We start from the raw sequence: 17196 nt of genomic DNA on the forward strand, positions 1-17196 counted from the left end.
GGGCTTAGCGTTTGCGGTAGAAGATCCCAGGATTGCAGCGCACCATGTCAAAGTCATCACTAAGACCTGCCAACGACTCTGAAGCCCCTAAAAACAATATCCCTTTAGGATTTAACGCGGCAGCAAATTGCCGCAAGATTTTAATCTTTGCCTCCGAGCCAAAATAAATTAACACATTGCGGCAAAAAATAACGTCAAACTTGCCCATAGAAGAATAACTGTCTAACAGGTTAAGCGGTTTAAAGGTCACTAGTTTGCGGACATTATCTTTCACTTTCATGCGGTTTTGATGTGGCAAAGGTTCGAAAAATTGGCGTTTATGTTCTTCAGTCAATCCTCGACCCAGCGCTAAATGGTCGTATTCTGCCACGCCGCAGCGCTCAAGCATGGACGGCGAAATATCTGTGCCAACTATACTAGTGCCGCTTAACGTCCCAGGGCGGCGCTGTTGAAATGCCATCAAGGTCATAGCGAGCGAGTAAGGCTCTTGCCCAGAGGAACAAGCCGCCGACCAAATTTTTAGCGGCTTAGCGAGCGCCGCATACTCAGGCAAAATCACCTCGGCCATTAACTCAAATGGAAATTTATCGCGAAACCATAAGGTTTCATTGGTGGTCATGGCATCAATGACATCGACGCGCAGCTGACGGTCAAGCGAGCCCATAGCCATTTTCACTAACAGTGACAAGGACTCGCAATTAAACTTTGCCATTAATGGACTTAAACGACTACTAACTAAATATTGCTTGTTGTCCCCTAACACTATGCCACTTTGTTGTTCTAAAAATTGTGCAAACTGACGATATTCGTTATCAGTTAGAGTTTTGTTTGACAAAATAAACCCCTATTCATTCTCACAATACCTATCAAATAGCGCAGCAAGGCCAGCACGTCATAAGCAGAGGTGTTTATTCACCGCTTGCGCCAATTCATCTGGGTTGAATTTAGCAATAAAGTCATCCGCCCCGACTTTCTCAACCATAGCTTGGTTAAACACGCCGCTTAACGAGGTGTGCAGCACTACTTTGATATGCTTAAGTTTTTGGTTATCACGAATTTCAGCGGTCAGGGTATAGCCATCCATTTCTGGCATTTCAATATCTGAAATAATTAACGGAATTTGCTTAGAAACATCATCGCAAGTTTCGGCCCGAGCTCTCAACATATCGAGTGCTTCGCGGCCATCTTTGGCGGTATCAATTTCAAGTTGTAACGAATTAAGCGAGCGAATGATTTGCTTACGGGCCACAGCCGAATCATCAATCACCATGATGTGATAATTTTTATCGCGATCAATATTAAGTAAGTCGGCAGTTTCTTGACTAATTTCGGTTTTGACTGGGGATATTTGGTCGAGAATTTTTTCAACATCAAGGATTTCGACTAGTTCGCCTTCTATTTCAGTCACAGCGGTTAAATACGAAAAACGCCCCGTGCCATCAGGTGGCGGCAAAATGGCGCCCCAATTCATGTTAATAATACGTTCAACAGAATTGACTAAGAAGCCTTGAATACTGCGGTTGTATTCCGCAATGATGATAAAACAATTATCTACATTTTCAATGCGTTGCCCGCCAGTTGCCGCACTTAAATCAATCACAGAAATGGTTTGACCACGAATATGAGCCACACCGCGCACTAAAGGACTGAGCTTAGGCAGAGTCGTTAACGGCGGGCATTGCAGTACTTCTTTGACTTTGAAAACGTTGATACCGAATCTTTGTTTGCCACTGAGTTTAAATAGCAACAACTCTAATCGGTTTTGACCGACCAGCTGAGTACGCTGATTTACAGATTCAAGAATATTTGCCATATCATTGCCTTTGTTACTATTTGATTCCCTTCCTACTCGTAAAGAGTATAGGCACATAACTTGCTTTATTTACATTAGTTATAGCGCAGCGTCGAAACTATGACGCTAAAAACCTTAAAAAAATCATTAACCGTGAAATGACTGTTTGAAGTATAGGTGCATTCTTGAAAAATAAGCCAGATTTGACACTATGACAACAAGCATATGGATAATTATCGCGTTAGCATTCAGTGTTAACGTCACCGCGGCGGCCAATAGTGACAGCGCCAACACGGCTGTGCGCCCAACGGCGGATGACATTAAACAATTGGCAACCGCTGCCATTGCCGATGAGGTAGAACCTATTACTGGCGCGCAAATATCCATACAAGCCCACACACCTAACGCGCGGGTAAAATTGCCACTGTGCAGCGGCGCTATTCGAGCCGAAGTCGCTGCCAAGCGCGCTATCAGTCGCAATAACACAGTCAAAATTAGCTGTGATAGCCCCGAGCTTGATTATCCGTGGCAGATTTTTGTCGCAGTCAAAGTTGATATTCGCTTTCCTGTGGTCGTTGCCAGGCGTCCCATTAATGTGGGCGAATTACTGACTAGCGAGATGTTAGATATTGCCATGATCGAGAAGAGTCAGCTGCGAGGTGAGCAATTTAGTGAGCTTGAACCCATCATAGGCAGTCGCAGCAAACGGCGAATTAGCCAAGCAAGTCCGGTGTTTATTGAAAATTTATGTTTTGTGTGTGAAGGTGATAGTGTCACTATTATTGCTAAGAGCACTAATTTTACGATTCGCACTCAAGGCGTTGCTGAAAGTAATGGTGTGCTCGGTGAACATATTCAGATTAAGAACGCTCAATCGCAAAAATTGATTAAAGCAGTCGTGACTAAAGTGGGAACAGTTGAAATAAATATGTAAGCTATTTGCTTGCTGAATATTTACTATTGTTTTATTAACGACTTAAATATTTATCGAAAAAAAAGTTAAGTCATAACGCTTTTGGTCGATAACTAGATACATTGTAAACGCATGCTATTGGAGCCAATTATGGCGATTGATTTTTCCAAGCTGAATTCTGCCAGCAATACTCAGGTATACAGCAAGTCTCAACAAGCGGCGCTTCCTCAAACAGGAAATGCTAATGCGCCAGTTCAACCTCAAGCGACGACTGTGCACACGGACTCAGTCAAGTTGACGCCGCAAGCGCAGCAGTTACAAGGCGCGAGCGCTAAAATGGCCGGCTCACCTGACATAGATCAAAAGAAAATTGATCAAATCAAACTCGCCATCTCTGAAGGGCGCTATAAGATAGACCCTGAACGCTTGGCGGCTAACATAGTTAAATTTGAAAAACAGATGCAGGATTTCAATGACTATTGAACAACTTAGCCTAACTACGCTGCTTGATACCCAGCAAACTTGCCTTAAGCAACTTGAGCTGGTTATTACCCAAGAAACTGCGGCCTTAACTGCCAAGCAGGCTGATGCCTTATTAACGTTAGCCGCCGAAAAAAATAGCCTGCTTGATAGCTTATTTCATACTGACCAAGCCTTAGCCGTGCATCCTGAGCATCACTTACTTACGATAGATACTAATCTTGCGGCGCAAGTGGCGCAATGTCGTCAGTTATTAGTGATTTGCCAAGACTTAAATCAACGCAATGCCAGTTTGATTGAACTTAATATCGCAAGCCTCAATCGCCTCGCGCAAGCACTGCAAGCCAGTCGTAATGCCAACAGCCTCACTTATGATGGCAAAGGTAAAACCAGCACTATTTCGACCTTAGGCAATAATCTTGAAGTATAAGTCGTTAGGCTTTTAGCGATAAGAGTTAAAAGCCCCTCGATAATGTGCTAAACAATACATTCACTAAACAATGATTCGCCAAATAATTACTGGTAAGTAATCACTGCTAAGTCATTGCAACTCGCAATGGCACCCTCAGATGTAAGTGAGCCATCACTAGCAAGCTGCGTCTTTAAATACAGAACAATCAAGTAGTCAATCATCTTAAAAATAAGTAACTTCTTTAATTCGTTGCGGACGATTTTGCTGCTGATATAGCTGCCAAACAATAGCAAAATCCATCTCCACTTCAGTCACATAATGCTCACCCGCTGGATAACTGCGCACTACTTTCGCGCCGCGAATTAAGCCTTCAACTGATACTTTAACTTCATCGCTTGATACCATCCACTGCGACATCTGATTAGAGGCGCTGATATGTTGGCCATACACTTGCTCAGCTAATTCGCGATAAGCGGCAATTTTGGAGGCTTGCATCGCCATAAGCATCTGCTCGGCTGAGTTTTTCGCTCTTGATTGGATCAGCGGCGCATAACCAGTGGCTGTTAATACCGGAAACTCACTGGGTGCCTCGGTTTCCCATTGCACGTACCTATCGTTACTGCTGCATCCCATCAAAAACAAGCTCGCGACTAATACCAGCAGTCCAGTGCTACGCACAGATAATAAGCCTAAATTACTCATTACTTCCTCCCATGAGCTTAACCTTGCCTTCGCCGGGTTTGCTATAACGATAAATGATGCCGCTTTCAGACACGCTGGTTCTTGATGGTTCTAAATAGGCGCCAAATTCAGCCAATGAGGCGTGAGCCGCCGCCGCGGACATTAGCTGCTGATAAGCTAAGTCCACTATCTTGCTATTAACCTGCATGCCACTTTGATTAAAAGAGTAAGTAGTCACTAATACGTATTCCACTAAGGCATCGTCACGTAATTGTTGCCAATCACGACTTAAGATAAAGTCACCTTGGGGGGTTATCCGCATGCTTTGCGCCAAATTAATATCAACCACATTAAACTTTTGCTGCTGCAACGAGGTCATCAAACTTTGTTGCAGTTGCCGGCCGAAATCACTGCTCTGATTAAATTCTGATACTGTAACTGGGGTTGCTACTAACATCATCTTACTGAAAATATAGTCTTTATGATGGCGCACTAAGTCATTGACTATGCGCGCCGCCAAATGATCCATTACGGCCGTAGGCGGCAACCCATTGCCATCTTGTAAGTGACCCGGCGGCAAAGGCAGTGGCTCTTTGGCTTTAAGGGTGCAACTGGCTAATGCCAGCACACTGATGCCGTACAATGCCACTTTCAGCAACTTTTTCATCATCATCCCTCATACTTCGGCCGCGAATACTTCAAAATAATGAAATAACACGCGCCCCTATTTCATCTGGCTTAACTGCTCTGGCGTTAATTATGCAAACCTAATACCAAAATAGAGTAATTGATAAACTAATACCGAGGTGCAATCAGCAAGCGTTTAAACTTGCCTAGCGTTAGGTATTTATGATGAGGCTTTCCGCTTTCCACTTTCCAAGAAAGCGGAATCAAACCAAGCCCAAGAACCAACACTTATCTACTCATCTCAAATGCCCAAATAGCAAATTCCATACGGCCTAGACTCAAAGCAGCAGCTAAAACCCTCTATCTAAAACACTCAAACACATGCGCCTCCCATAGCATTAACGGCCGCATAGTAAAAATCTCCAACCATCACTGCCATTTAAGTGCATAGCTTCATACCTATATTGATGATTGCAAACACGGGCATGTTTATTGCTTACATCGCTAACTAACACAGGCATTGACACTCTGACATCGAAACAATGTCAGCAGATAGCTAGCACAATCAGCGCTTTGTTGGTTCATCTAGCAAAATTAAGCCGTAAAAGATACGCCAATGGATGCTCATGCAGTCAAGCCCTTGACGCTAAGGAGATAAGAGTGAAAACCAAGTCATTATTATTGCTAAGCCTACTGTGTATCAGCATAAGCTTTGATGCCACGGCAGCGCGCTGGGTTAATGCCACTGGGCAAGCGAGTATTAAAAACGATAATATCGATGCTGCCCGCCAAGAAGCCATTAAACAAGCCATCACTTATGCTGGCCTCAGCCAAGGCTTTACCATGCAAAGCCAAACCACGGTAGATCAAGGCCACATCATTAATAATCAATGGAATATGGCGCAGCAACTGCAAACTCAGTCAATGAAAATGATTTCTGAACTCATTATTGGCGATGAGCTTCAAGTCAATATCGCGCTTTTAGTGCAAGATGAAGCTGCCTATGAAGAGCAATGCACTCCAGCATCGCTTACGGCCGCGATTTTAGTGCCGCAGGCCACAATTAAAGATCGCAGCCAACTTAATTATGGTCAGTTAGTTAACTTTGAAACTGAGCTAGCCAATCGCCTCGCCAAACAAATGGAAGCATACAGCCATAAGTCGTTTGCACAATTACACAGTAATGACCGCTTAGACATAGACACTAGCCTTGGGCAAACTCGGGGTTATCGCTTGCCCGATTGGCTCGGCAAAACCACTGACAGCCAATATATCTTGCAGCTTAATATCGAAGATATGTCGTTGCTACCAGCCACTGAGAGTATGTTTGGCTTGATGGCAAATGATCCCTTACGCCATTTTGCTGTGACTTTTAGCCTCATTCACAGCATTAGTGGCGAAGTTATTTGGCAAAAGCTCTTTTCCCACCAAGCGGCTTGGCCCTTTGAAAAACAACAACAAGTGTTACCCAATAGCTTAGTATTTTGGAAGTCGCGCTATGGGCAAGGCATAGATGCGCTATTAATTGATGCCATTAAAGACTTAGATAACGAATTAGTATGCAGGCCAACCCTCGGGCAAATAGTGGCAATGGAAGGCAATCGATTAGTCATCAATCTTGGCCGTCGCCATGGCATGAACTTGCAAGATACAGTCGAAATAATTTTAAAACGCGATATCACAGATAGGCTCAGTGGCATGCGTTCGCTAGCAACCCCAAGCCAGTTAACCTTTCGCTTAGATCAAGTGAGTGAACTCAGTGCCAGCGGCGTGTTTGAGGAAGCGCTTGGCACCGGTGGTATTCAAGTACAAGATGTTGTGGTTAAGCAATAACTTAAATAGCTAATTAAGCTTTAACCTTGAACAAGCTCGCTTAAACCCAGTTAATAGCAATACAGTCAATACCAAAACCGTTAGCAGCAAAACAGTTAGCAGTAAAATAAGTTAAGTGAATTAAGCTCGCACTAAAATGGAATTTACATGGCACAGACATCACTACTTGATAGCCAACTCAGCATAATAAAGAGCCGCTGGCCTAAGCTTGCGCAGCAACTTAATCAATTCACCATTGACGATATTCATGCGCAGCTTAAGGTCGAGTTAACCCAAGGGCTTGAGCAAACTATAAGCATTAATGGCATTCAGCTCAGTAGCCGTCATGACCGCTACCAAGAAGCAGCAGCTTGGTGCCAAGGAATAAATGAAGCCTGTCCGCACGTGGACTGCTATGGCATAGGTATGGGCGACACCCCTTGGTATCTACTTACCGTCAAAAAAGTCGCCGCGCTAACGCTTCATTGCTTAAACCTTAAATTATTGAAACTGTTACTCACCTATACCGACCAAAGAGAGTGGCTAACGCACCCTAATCTTGAATTAGTGAGTGCACCTGCGCGCCCAAGTTTAGGCGTCCATTGGCTGGCCTGCACCGCCGACTTACGCTTTTGTGACCCACATTATTACTATCAGCGCGATATTTTTTGGCATGAAAAAAACCTCAGTTACGCCAATAGCCGCCACGAGAGCAACCGCGCGCTTCACTTGCAACGCTTTGAGGAAAACCGCCACTATTGGCAGTATGACCCGGATGCTTTGTTGCTAGCAGCAAAGCTGCCGCCACATCGGCGCGTGCTGATTTTAGCCTCAGGCCCAAGCCTTGAAGAACACTTTACTTGGCTAGAACAAGTGAGCGCCCTGCCCCAAGCACAAAAACCCTTAATCATAGCGCTGGATACCGCCTTAAAAGGGCTAGTTAACTATCAGATTACTATCGATATAGTGGTGAGTATTGATGAGTTAATTACCCCAGAGACAGCGCAAGTCACAAAACTCAAACCCAGAAATGACTTTGCCCATAATATGGCGTTAGCTACTGAGTTTGAGTTAACTCCCATAGCGCTTATTCAAATAACGCCCGCCACCAATCATCTCTTCCCAGCCTTAGTGTACTTTCCCAGAAGTCGCCCTGATTTATTAGCCGCTTGGCCAGGGCCACGTTACGCCGCTTATTCTGACCACCCTCTTTATGATGAATTAGAGCAACAAACGCCCCATTGTCGCCTCTACGCTAATGGCAGCGTCATCCATCCTGCTGTTGATTTAGCGTTAAACATTGGCGCAAGCAATATGTATTTACTTGGCGCTGATTTTGGTTTTATGGACGGAAAAACCCATGCGGCATGGGAAGATGGCAGCCTAGGAATAAAACATCATCATGCTAAGCATCAGCTCATCAATGGCCATGGCGAAAACATAGCAACCACGCTTAATTTTATTTCGTATTTGCGCGCCTTAGAGCTATTAATCAGCAAGCATCCAAGGTGTAAATTTAATCGATTAAGCCAACGCGGCGCCGCGATTACAGGCTGCGACTATCAAGCGCCTGATAAGTTGCTACTGAACTGGCAGCAAGCATGATTAAGTCTTTGCCCGAGCAATGTAAGGAGACCCTATGCTAAATAAGAGCGAGCAGCAGTTATTAAGGCAATGCGCCTATGATTACCGCTGCGGTAATGAAGGATTAGCGAACGCGGCATATCTTACTTGCATCAATCTTATGCAAGCGCATTATCAAGCACAGCCAACCGCTGAATTATTGACTATCATGCAAAGCTTACTTAGCGCGCAAGAACGCCAAGATTGGCTAGGACTGGCGGACACGCTGGAATATGAATTATTGCAGCAGTTACTCATAGCAATAGATGCTAGCTAATGGCTCAACTGCCGAAGTTAATCCAAATACTCGCCAAATATTGTTTAATAAACAGCCGATTAGGTTTTTAGGCTTTTAATAAGCGATAAAAGCAGTATAATCGCTAGGTCTCCTTATAGCTCAACAGGATAGAGCAGTTGCCTCCTAAGCGACCGATCGGGGTTCGAGTCCCTGTGGGGAGACCATATTTTGTTTAATGTATAAATTGCCTAAATTATTTTGCTGTTTGTGATAGTCCCTCCATCATGTTACCTCGCCTTTTTCTCGCACTAGTTAATCATTGCCACACTTAACCATTAGACTTTTTATTAGCCACATTACTATTCAGTTTATTTTCTAATAAATGCCAAGCTATGGTGGGCGGCGAGAGGCAGGATTCTGCCTTATGATGAGCGCTCGGTGCTATACGCAGCAATTAATAAGCGAATAAGAAAGTTAATTAACCTAATCTCTAGCCATGTCAGTCAACCAAGTACAAGTAACAGCCAATTCTAAGCGCTAATAGCCGTGAATAAACGCGTTAGCAGTAAACCCGCCAACGAAAAATGCAAAAGCCATCTTGGTCATCGCGCTAACTGCCACGACCCCAAGATGACCCATTGATTATGCTTAACTGGATGCCGCGTATCTTTTGATAGCTAATGTTTACCTGTTTACGCGACTAGCCATACCGCTTAAGGCGCTGGCGCTTGATAGACAACCGCACCATCAAAAATGGTCGTTAAGACTTGGGTATCATTAACCTCATAAATGGCCTCTGGATCAGTACTTTCGGCTAATTGCACTATGTTGCGATCCAGAATAATCAAATCGGCTCGTTTGCCCACTTCAATGGAGCCCACCTCATCTTGCTGGCGTAATGCCTTGGCGCCATTGATGGTATAGGCGGCTATCATCTCGTGCACATCTACTACTTGATTAGCATTTAACACAAACACTTCATCCCCCACTAAGGCATTGCGAGTCATACCACTGGCCATATGTGAAAATGGCTTGGGCTCGCGACTATCGACCGGTGCATCACTGCCAGCAATTAATACAGCGCCCGCATCCTTAGCCGTTTTAGTGGGATAAGTGGCTTGAATATAATAGCGAGTCTCATCGTATAAAGTGGCTGGCTCAAGATTATCCAGTTGCTCAACAAATGGCATCACACCGAGATCGTAAAAATAATCTGGTTTGGCCCAACCATAAGTAAACGCTAAATAAATTCCAAGATCACCCAAACGCTGCTGATCGTCTGGATGCACCACTTGCATGTGAGCAATCGCGTGGGGAATGGTGCTATTTTTATTGTGAGTTTTAGCCGCTGCAATGGCATCAATGGCGGCACGCACAGCGCCATCACCGACGGCATGCATATGCACAGCAAAACCCGCAGTATCAAGCTTAGTCACAAAGGTATTTAAAAAATCAGTGGCCGATACGCCTGCGCTAGTTAACGTTGAGCTATCACCTTTGGCCGCTAATAATTCACCCCGCTCAGCAGCACATTGAGACGGATGATAATTATTAATCGCCATAAAATTAGCAATTTCATCGGCATCATCATAATCACCCACTTGGTTACGAACCTTAAGACACAGCTCACTGTTAATATCAACATAACCATCAAGCGATACTAAACCTTGATCTAATTGTGATAAATTCACTTGCGGCTGTTTAAAATGATTGATCATCACAGACGTCGGTAAGGTTGGCGGCACTTCTATCAGATTGCCTTCTTGCACGCCATCTATCATGATTTTTACCGCATCGGCCTTCATATACGGATATTCAAGTAAACTATCGCGAGTAGCTTCTATCTTGGCGATTAGCGCCGCATAATCGACTTTTCCCTGCTGTACAAACCCTGTAGCACTGTACGCCTGCGCTGCTGTTAAGCGAAAACTCATGTTGCCGTTATCCGCTAACGTCTTATATAAGGCCAACTCATCTTCGCCCACCCAAGCATCTTGCACTGAGGTGATCCCATATTTATTGAGTTTCTGGGCAATCTTAGGTAACTCTTGTGGATGTTGCTGCAAGGGATAAATGAAACTAGGCACAGCCGCTAAATGCAAAGCTGATTCTGTTAAATTACCGTTTGGATGACCATCACCATCAACCCCAACAAAAGGTCGATATTGGCTAAATTCATTAGAAAGTGTGATCTTATTGAGGCCAACAACTTGGCCGTTAGCATTTTTAACTTGCGCCAGTGCAAAGGAATTCGCGGCGGCGGAATGGCCATCAGGTCCTGCTAAGAATACCGGCTGAGTAGTAGAGATAGCATCTAATGCACTGATTAAACTTGGATAGTTTGCTGTGGGTTCATTACCTATGTAAGAGTTCCACTGCAGCACAAAAATGGTCTCTTTATCATCATATTGATATGTTACCCGACACGCTGTTAATGCGGTCACCAATGCGTCTAGATCCATGGACTCCATATCTAAATCACAAATATCAAGGTCAACAATGCCAGTGGGGTGAATGTGCGCATCGTGTAACCCAGGGAGCATCATCTTATTATCTAAATCATGAACTTGTGTCTTGGTTCCTATATATTGGCGCGCGCCTTGCGTCGTGCCGACATAAATAATCTCCCCCTCTTTAATCGCCACGGCTTCGGCCACGGTTTTATGATTATCCACCGTGTAAACATACCCATTCTGATACACATCATCAGCCACCAGTTCATCGTCCTGGCCACACGCACTCAGCATGCAGGCTGTGACAACGGCCATCGTCCCTGTTAATAGTTTCATTGTGCTTGCCTTCCTCGCAGTTATTTCAGTGATTACTGAAATAACTTACAAGTTTTCGAGTATTTTTCAAGCATATTGTTTTATATATTTTACATTTTTTGTAAAAATAGTCGCTTTTGTGCGATTTTAACAACTCTCGACCAGGCGCTAAGCACGCGATAACATACATTCACTAAAACTTGCCATTGCGGATTAACATTGATTGAATTAGCCGTTCCAGCCCATTTACAACTACGTAAATTACCCAAGCAAAAACGCAGTCAGGCGTTAATTAGCAATATCATTCAATGTACTGAAAATTTAGTGCAACGCTTTGGTTATCAAGCCATCAACACCAACTCGATTGCTGAGCATGCGGGTATACATGTCAAATCCTTATATGAATTTTTCCCGAATAAGGAATCCATCTTTTATTACATTGCCGATGAGTGGCTATTGTCGCTACGCAAGATGTGTCTCGCCTATGAAGCGCAAGACTATTTGGCATTAGAATGGCGCAGCTATTTTTGGCAACTGCATCAAGGCTGTAAAGCGGATAATCGTTACGCCAAAAATTATAACTCGCTGCAAGGACTCTGGGATTTAATGCCAGAATTCACTGCCTTAGATAATTTCCATCGGCAATTTCTTATCGAGTTTCACATCAAGCATTTTCGTCGTTTCGGTGCCACACAGCCTGATGCCAACTTAATAACCTTGTGTCATTTTTTAATGGCAATGGAAGATGGTTTAGGTTTAGTGCTGGCGCAGGTCAGTCCCGAACAAGCCTATCAATTATCACACATGCATTTTGATACTCTTTGTTTTCATCTTGAAAAAATCCTGGACAACTGAGCGCTTAGCACCTCAGCATAGCAACATATAACGTCATATCAATTTCTTAATAGGTAACTGCTGTAAGGGGCTGTAGGTCATATTGCTGTGATGTCGACAATATAGAGGTTACTCATAGACAGGATCTTAAGAGTTAACGCTTTTATTTAGATAGAAAAATGGCCTTATTTGTGATCTGATAATTGTCGCCAAACAAACCATCAAACACAAAAAGGCCAGTGATGATTATCTCTCTTAAAAAGCAGTTTATGCAATTCTTTAGCGCTCACTTTCTTCAAAAAACGGCAAAAAATATTGGCCTCATGAAACGATGTCGAGCGATTTTGCCCGAACAACTTGTACTCAGTCTGATTTCGGCGCTCAGTAAGGGGAATTGTACTTCAATTGCCGATCTGCTCAGGCAGTTCAACGGGATGTGTCTGACCGAAATGGATAATGTGGCTTACAAACCTTTTCACAATCAGCTCAGAAAAGAAGCTTTTCCTCTATTCATGCGTCAGTTAGTACAGTTTGCTATCGCACAATTTGCCCGGCAGCAATGTGCTCAATTACCCGATAAGATGTCTTGTTTTAATGATGTGTTGCTCCAAGATGGTAGTTCTTTTCACGTTCATAGGCAGTTGGCATCTGTTTATCCAAGCCGCTTTAAGCGTAACCCTGCAGCGATAGAGTGCCACATGACCATGTCTCTCAAAACCTTTAGTCCTACTGCAATGACGATTAGTGCGGACACGGCTTCGGAGAGAGATTATCTTCCTAAACCAGCAACGATGGACAACAAATTGCTGCTAGCAGATGCAGGTTACCCAGACTTTGATTACTTTGCCGAGCTTGAGCGGCATGGAGGGTTCTACATTTTTCGGGGAGCCAAATCCCTCAACCCGACGGTCATCGAAGCGAGGAACTGTAAAGGTCGAACACTGACTAAGTTGGCAGGCAAAAAACTCAAAGAGATTACGCGCCGCACCAATCGGACAGAGGTGCTTGATTTGGCGGTTTGTAGAGGCAATCAGACATTTCGGGTAATAAGACGCTGGTTTGCCGAAGAACAACGATTTTGCATTTGGCTTACTAATCTGCCACGAGAAACCTACTCTGCAGATGATATTATGGCAATTTATCGCTGTCGCTGGCAGATAGAGCTGATGTTTAAAGAGTTGAAATCTCATACTAACTGGCAGCGATTTGCTACAGCACAAAAAGCCATCGTTGATGGCTTAGTCTGGGCCAGTTTATTGGCATTGTGCATTAGACGCAGTACGGCACTGCAGATAATGCCTTCAGTTTCGTTATTCAAGGCTGCAAAGAATGTTGATGTGTGGCTGCTGCCCATATTTGAGTGCATTAGCCACACATCATGGTCAGAAATAATAGATAAGATTGATTGGGCGATCCGTTATATAACGAAGAACGCCCCAAAAGCACAACAGAGAAAATCTAAGAAAGACATAACGTTAGATGGAATTTTTGAACAGCTTAATGCTTAAGGTTCAGTCTATGAGAAGTTACTAGCTTGCGAGCTAGTAATAATGCTAACGGCAAAAGGTTCATTCGATATGGGAAATAAGACTGACTCAAGGCGATAAGCAACAAAGCAATAGCAAGTACCAACAAAACGATTAATGGCAATCATAATTAATTTAGCATCAGTAATGTATCTAAGAGTGAAGCAATTGGTAGTGTTCATAATTCTGTGTCATTTCAGTAAAATATTCAAAAACAGGAATGACACATGACCCAACCTTTTAACTTCGAACAAGCCCTTAAAGATCTGCAGTCAGGTAAAAGCCTCACAGGTAAAGACAGCATTCTTGGTCCACTGATCAAGCAACTCACTGAAGCGGCTCTCCAGGCTGAGCTTGAGCAGCATTTAGCGCATGATCCTCTGCCTAATCGTAAAAATGGCAAAACCCCTAAGACCATTAAGCATCCGTCCGGTAACTTTGAGTTAGACACCCCTAGAGACCGCAATGGCACTTTTGAACCTCAGTTGATTAAGAAAAATCAAACTACGCTAACCGATGAAATCGAACGTAAAGTGTTATCGATGTTCAGTATAGGTATGAGCTATCGCGATATTAATCAACATGTTGAAGATATGTATGGGATCAATGTATCTAACGCAACAGTCAGTGCTATCACTGATAAACTCATCCCCGAACTTAAAGCGTGGCAACAGCGCCCATTAGATAGCCATTATCCTATCGTTTGGCTTGATGCGATACATTATAAAGTCAAAGAGGATGGGCGTTACGTCAGTAAAGCCGTTTACACATTGTTAGCGCTTAATATGAAAGGAAAAAAGGAAATTTTAGGGCTTCATTTATCCGAAAATGAAGGCGCTAATTACTGGCTATCCGTACTGACCGATCTTAATAATCGTGGTGTAAAAGATATTCTTATCGCCTGTGTTGACGGCTTGACCGGTTTCCCTGAGGCGATAGCCAGTATCTTCCCTAATACGGAAACACAGCTATGTGTTATCCACCAGATCCGCAACTCAATGAAGTATGTCGCCTCAAAACATCAGAAAGCGTTTATGGCTGATTTAAAGCCTGTGTATCGAGCCGTGAGTAAAGAAGCCGCAGAGATGGCATTGGACGAACTGGAGGCCAAATGGGGTGATCCGTCATTCCGCACCTAATTTTCGATTTAAAAAAACTTGACGGCGATCGGCCATTCTGATCTATTACTACTTTTTGCAGGTAGATCATTATGCCCACTCCCGCTATCGCTATTCGTAACCTCGACCACCTTGGTTTGGTGGCTGCACTTTGCCAAGAACTCGGCATTGCTCGCATGATTGATGCGGTGCTCCCCAAAACGCCGCCCTACAAAGTTTCACATGGTGAAGCGTTGGTGGCGATGATACTGAATGGTCTTGGCTTTCATAGTTCGACCTTGCACATGTTCCCGCAATTCTTTGCCAACAAGCCTGTAGAGCGTCTGATTGGCCCGGGGATCTGTGCCGATGACCTCAATGATGACGTGCTCGGCCGCTGCCTTGATGCCCTCTTTGAGGCCGATGTCAGCACGCTTTATCAGGTGATGGCGGAACAGGTCGTAGAGCGATTGGAGCTCAAAAGTACGGCAGTGCACCTCGATATCACCAGCTTCCACGTCGATGGCGCCTATGACCAAACCGATGGCGAAAAGCTCGGTAAGTTGCAATTGGTACGTGGCTATAGCCGCGACCATCGGCCCGAGCTGAACCAGGTTATCCTAGAACTTATCTGCGAAAATCAGGCCGGCCTGCCCATCTACATGCAGGCCTTGAGTGGTAATAGTAATGATACCAAGGCCTTTGCCCAGACCGTACGGCGCCACTTGAGCAGTCTCAAGGCCGCGCAGGAGAGTCGTTACCTGGTCGGCGATGCGGCGCTGTATTGCGCTGATACCTTGCAACTACTGGCTCAACAGCAACAGTTGTTCGTGACTCGAGTGCCTGTCACACTCAATGAGGCCAAGCGGGCCGTGGCAACCATTGGCACCCAGTCGCTGGTCGCGCTGGGCAATGGCTATCATGGCTGTTGGCAAAGCGCCAATTATGCCGACGTCGCGCAGCGTTGGTTGCTGGTGCGCAGCGAACAGGCTAGCCACCGTGAGCAGCAAACATTAGCCAAAAATCTACTTAAAGACAGCACGCGTGAGCTGAAAGCCTTCAACAAATTATGTGCCCAGCGTTTTGCCTGCGAGGCCGATGCGCAGGCTGAATTAGCCCGTTTTGCTGCCAGCTTAAATCTGCTGCAACTGGAAGCAGAGGTCGTGAGTGAACCTCTCTATGCTGGGCGCGGAAGGCCGCAAAAGGGTGAAGTGCCGGTGAGCTACCAATTTCACATCAAGGGGTTAGCCGCAAGTAGCTTGGCGCGGGTAGCAGAAGCGCGCAACCAGACAGGGGTGTTCATCCTCGCGACCAATGATCACAGTGAAACGCTCACCATGGTTGAGCTGTTGGCAATTTATAAAGCCCAGCAAAACGTCGAGCGTGGGTTTCGCTTTCTGAAAAGTCCCGAATTTTTAACCTCCTCGTTGTATCTTAAAAAACCGGAACGTATCGAAGCATTGCTGATGGTGATGACCAGTAGCCTGATGATTTATGCGGCGCTAGAGCACCGGATCCGGCAGGGTTTAGTAGAGCAGAATCGCAGTGTGGCGGACATGAAAAAGAAACCCACGCAAAAACCGACAGCGCGGTGGATTTTTTTACGCTTTGGCGGGGTACACGAATACCAGTTGGGAGAAGCGCCACCTCAAGTTACGGGACTCACGGTGGACCAACAGATCATTCTCGACGTGCTAGGCGAACGCTATCGACAAATTTATTCCTAAATCAGGTGCGGAATGTCGGGTGATGCTTATCCGCTGGTAATCAACTCTTGGCGTCGCAAATGGCATAATTTGTCCCATTATTTTAGGTACCCAGAACATATCAGGAAAGTGATTTACACGACCAATGCCGTTGAGGCGGTACATCGCCAATTTAGAAAGCTCACCAAAACCAAAGGTGCTTTTCCTAATGAAAATAGCTTGTTGAAGCTACTTTATGCAGGCATATTAAACGCCTCAGATAAATGGACCATGCCAATCCACAATTGGAGCCTTTGTTTATCTCAGTTAGCGATTTATTTTGAAGGGCGTTTAGATAGCGTGCTAGAAATTTAAAAATTAGCCTGACACAGAATTTTGAACGCCCTCCTGCAATTTGCTATTAATAGCTAGATTTCAGTCATAAATGACACTCACTTACCATTTTTTTATTTGCGCTAAATAAGCCTCAAAAACAAACTAAACTTACGCTAACTAATACTCTGATACAGGTAAATCTATAATAACTTGACGATATTCCAGCTAATTAGTTTCACTATCCCCCCAGCAGCGGACTCAACATTTCAGCTACATTAATCAGGCTCGGTTACGCCATTGACTGGCCACAACCAAGCTGGTAGGTGAATTACTACAGCGCCACACCTCAAATGAATTGCATGATAATTGCAG

At 44.5% G+C, this 17196-nt stretch carries 14 protein-coding genes, 1 tRNA gene and 2 pseudogenes; 12 read left to right on the forward strand and 5 right to left on the reverse strand.

Translation table 11 applies throughout. The features are described 5' to 3' along the window. Positions 1-4 precede the first annotated feature (4 nt). Together FJQ87_RS14420 and FJQ87_RS14425 are read right to left on the reverse strand one after the other, a co-directional pair. On the reverse strand, positions 5-835 hold the full coding sequence (locus tag FJQ87_RS14420; RefSeq protein ID WP_140933208.1) for a protein-glutamate O-methyltransferase: 831 nt from the start codon (positions 833-835) through the stop codon (positions 5-7). Positions 836-892: 57 nt separating this feature from the next. Then, positions 893-1813, reverse strand: a complete 921-nt coding sequence (locus FJQ87_RS14425; protein WP_140933209.1) for a chemotaxis protein CheV — start codon at positions 1811-1813, stop codon at positions 893-895. A 190-nt stretch (positions 1814-2003) separates the two neighbouring features. Between FJQ87_RS14425 and flgA the strand changes: the two genes are divergently transcribed. The 3 genes from flgA (at position 2004) to flgN (ending at position 3615) form a co-directional block, all read left to right on the forward strand. Beyond that, positions 2004-2726 carry a flagellar basal body P-ring formation chaperone FlgA gene (flgA, locus tag FJQ87_RS14430; protein WP_140933210.1) on the forward strand — a complete coding sequence of 241 codons (723 nt, stop codon included), beginning with the start codon at positions 2004-2006 and terminating at the stop codon, positions 2724-2726. Between the two features lie 129 nt (positions 2727-2855). Next, positions 2856-3188, forward strand: a complete 333-nt coding sequence (gene flgM / locus FJQ87_RS14435) for a flagellar biosynthesis anti-sigma factor FlgM (protein WP_140933211.1) — start codon at positions 2856-2858, stop codon at positions 3186-3188. Then, positions 3178-3615 (forward strand): flagellar export chaperone FlgN, encoded by a 438-nt coding sequence (gene flgN, locus FJQ87_RS14440; protein ID WP_140933212.1) that lies wholly within the window; start codon positions 3178-3180, stop codon positions 3613-3615. Before flgM ends, flgN begins: the two co-directional genes overlap by 11 nt. Positions 3616-3819: 204 nt before the next feature. On the opposite strand, the gene FJQ87_RS14445 is transcribed toward flgN, so the two are convergent. Further along, positions 3820-4299, reverse strand: a complete 480-nt coding sequence (locus FJQ87_RS14445) for an LPP20 family lipoprotein (protein ID WP_140933213.1) — start codon at positions 4297-4299, stop codon at positions 3820-3822. After that, positions 4292-4951, reverse strand: a complete 660-nt coding sequence (locus FJQ87_RS14450) for a FlgO family outer membrane protein (protein ID WP_140933214.1) — start codon at positions 4949-4951, stop codon at positions 4292-4294. Before FJQ87_RS14450 ends, FJQ87_RS14445 begins: the two co-directional genes overlap by 8 nt. Before the next feature lie 614 nt (positions 4952-5565). Here FJQ87_RS14450 and FJQ87_RS14455 point away from each other — a divergent pair. The 4 genes from FJQ87_RS14455 to FJQ87_RS14470 all read left to right on the forward strand — a co-directional run bounded on the left by FJQ87_RS14455 (position 5566) and on the right by FJQ87_RS14470 (position 8802). Next, positions 5566-6738: a flagellar assembly protein T N-terminal domain-containing protein gene (locus FJQ87_RS14455; protein ID WP_168195205.1), complete on the forward strand. Its 1173-nt coding sequence runs from the start codon at positions 5566-5568 to the stop codon at positions 6736-6738. Between the two features lie 147 nt (positions 6739-6885). Next, on the forward strand, positions 6886-8322 hold the full coding sequence (locus FJQ87_RS14460) for a 6-hydroxymethylpterin diphosphokinase MptE-like protein (protein ID WP_140933216.1): 1437 nt from the start codon (positions 6886-6888) through the stop codon (positions 8320-8322). A gap of 34 nt (positions 8323-8356) precedes the next feature. Beyond that, complete coding sequence (locus FJQ87_RS14465; RefSeq protein WP_140933217.1) at positions 8357-8617, forward strand: hypothetical protein; 261 nt, start codon at positions 8357-8359, stop codon at positions 8615-8617. A 109-nt stretch (positions 8618-8726) separates the two neighbouring features. Beyond that, positions 8727-8802 (forward strand) — tRNA-Arg (locus FJQ87_RS14470). Between the two features lie 489 nt (positions 8803-9291). Here the strand turns inward: FJQ87_RS14470 and FJQ87_RS14475 are convergent. Beyond that, positions 9292-11367 (reverse strand): amidohydrolase family protein, encoded by a 2076-nt coding sequence (locus FJQ87_RS14475; protein ID WP_140933218.1) that lies wholly within the window; start codon positions 11365-11367, stop codon positions 9292-9294. Positions 11368-11565: 198 nt separating this feature from the next. Here FJQ87_RS14475 and FJQ87_RS14480 point away from each other — a divergent pair, with 198 nt between their 5' ends. From FJQ87_RS14480 to FJQ87_RS14500, 5 genes and pseudogenes are all read left to right on the forward strand, one after another. Continuing rightward, positions 11566-12201, forward strand: coding sequence for a TetR/AcrR family transcriptional regulator (locus tag FJQ87_RS14480; RefSeq protein ID WP_140933219.1), 636 nt, complete (start codon positions 11566-11568; stop codon positions 12199-12201). Positions 12202-12419: 218 nt separating this feature from the next. Continuing rightward, on the forward strand, positions 12420-13688 hold the full coding sequence (locus FJQ87_RS14485) for an IS4 family transposase (protein ID WP_140934138.1): 1269 nt from the start codon (positions 12420-12422) through the stop codon (positions 13686-13688). A 245-nt stretch (positions 13689-13933) separates the two neighbouring features. Further along, positions 13934-14827 (forward strand): annotated as a pseudogene (locus tag FJQ87_RS14490) (IS256-like element ISSod4 family transposase); the annotation flags it as partial. Between the two features lie 89 nt (positions 14828-14916). Further along, positions 14917-16530 (forward strand): IS1634 family transposase, encoded by a 1614-nt coding sequence (locus tag FJQ87_RS14495; RefSeq protein WP_140931885.1) that lies wholly within the window; start codon positions 14917-14919, stop codon positions 16528-16530. Between the two features lie 18 nt (positions 16531-16548). Beyond that, positions 16549-16863, forward strand: a pseudogene (locus tag FJQ87_RS14500) (transposase); the annotation flags it as partial. Positions 16864-17196 lie beyond the last annotated feature (333 nt).

The organism is Shewanella sp. SNU WT4 (genome assembly GCF_006494715.1).
GTDB lineage: Bacteria > Pseudomonadota > Gammaproteobacteria > Enterobacterales > Shewanellaceae > Shewanella.

What these genes read in the sequence shown, in the direction of transcription:
- FJQ87_RS14425 (WP_140933209.1), bottom strand. Translation starts at nt 1,813, where the DNA reads ATGGCAAATATTCTTGAATCTGTAAATCAGCGTACTCAGCTGGTCGGT.
- flgA (WP_140933210.1), top strand. Translation starts at nt 2,004, where the DNA reads ATGACAACAAGCATATGGATAATTATCGCGTTAGCATTCAGTGTTAAC.
- flgM (WP_140933211.1), top strand. Translation starts at nt 2,856, where the DNA reads ATGGCGATTGATTTTTCCAAGCTGAATTCTGCCAGCAATACTCAGGTA.
- flgN (WP_140933212.1), top strand. Translation starts at nt 3,178, where the DNA reads ATGACTATTGAACAACTTAGCCTAACTACGCTGCTTGATACCCAGCAA.
- FJQ87_RS14445 (WP_140933213.1), bottom strand. Translation starts at nt 4,299, where the DNA reads ATGAGTAATTTAGGCTTATTATCTGTGCGTAGCACTGGACTGCTGGTA.
- FJQ87_RS14450 (WP_140933214.1), bottom strand. Translation starts at nt 4,951, where the DNA reads ATGATGATGAAAAAGTTGCTGAAAGTGGCATTGTACGGCATCAGTGTG.
- FJQ87_RS14460 (WP_140933216.1), top strand. Translation starts at nt 6,886, where the DNA reads ATGGCACAGACATCACTACTTGATAGCCAACTCAGCATAATAAAGAGC.
- FJQ87_RS14465 (WP_140933217.1), top strand. Translation starts at nt 8,357, where the DNA reads ATGCTAAATAAGAGCGAGCAGCAGTTATTAAGGCAATGCGCCTATGAT.
- FJQ87_RS14475 (WP_140933218.1), bottom strand. Translation starts at nt 11,367, where the DNA reads ATGAAACTATTAACAGGGACGATGGCCGTTGTCACAGCCTGCATGCTG.
- FJQ87_RS14495 (WP_140931885.1), top strand. Translation starts at nt 14,917, where the DNA reads ATGCCCACTCCCGCTATCGCTATTCGTAACCTCGACCACCTTGGTTTG.